Raw genomic sequence first — 704 nt, 5'->3', positions numbered from 1 at the left:
CCTCCACTTTTCTTGCAAATTTCAGCCATGAAACCAAAAAAATCACCTCGGGACAACGGTCAGCAGGATTTGTTTCGTCCAGAGCTTGCGAAAATGATCGATCATAGGCATGGGCTGGTCAAGCTGGCCAACGTGGTCGATTGGGACCGCTTGGACGAGCTGTTCGGTAAAGAGTACTGCCCGGACAACGGTCGTCCGGCCATCAGCACACGGCTGATGGTTTCCTTGCAGTATCTCAAGTACACCTACAACCTCAGCGATGACGATGTGGTTGCCGGATGGGTGGAAAATCCCTACTGGCAGTATTTGAGCGGCATGCAGTATTTCGAACACGAAGCGCCGATACACCCCTCGAGCATGAGCCGCTGGCGCAAACGCATTGGTGAGGCAGGCGCAGAACAACTGCTGAAGGAAACCATCGCGGCCGGGCTTAAGCTCAAAGTCGTAAGACCCCATCAGCTCAAACGTGTCAACGTGGACACGACGGTGCAGGAAAAGGACATTCGTTTTCCCACCGATGCCAGGCTGTATCACCGTGCCCGGCGGCGCCTGGTTGATGCAGCCAAGAAGCGGAAGATTCCCCTACGCCAAAACTACAACCGAATTGGCAAAGGTCTTTTTTTTCAGCAAAGCCGTTATGCCCATGCCCGCCAGATGAAACGGGCCGCAAAGTGCACCCGCAAACTGAGAACAATCCTGGGACG

The 704-nt window shown here is 54.3% G+C and carries 1 protein-coding gene; it reads left to right on the top strand.

The window, feature by feature from the left end:
- Positions 1–27 precede the first annotated feature (27 nt).
- Positions 28–704, top strand: a 677-nt coding sequence (locus tag HCU62_RS11565; protein WP_169755677.1) for an IS5 family transposase, incomplete at its 3' end; no start/stop codon positions are given.

The sequence above is a fragment of the Dissulfurirhabdus thermomarina genome, from assembly GCF_012979235.1.
Classification (GTDB): Bacteria; Desulfobacterota; Dissulfuribacteria; order Dissulfuribacterales; family Dissulfurirhabdaceae; genus Dissulfurirhabdus; species Dissulfurirhabdus thermomarina.
The sequence above is the reverse complement of the archived record's forward strand: the minus strand, read 5'-3'. Positions and strand labels throughout refer to the sequence as shown.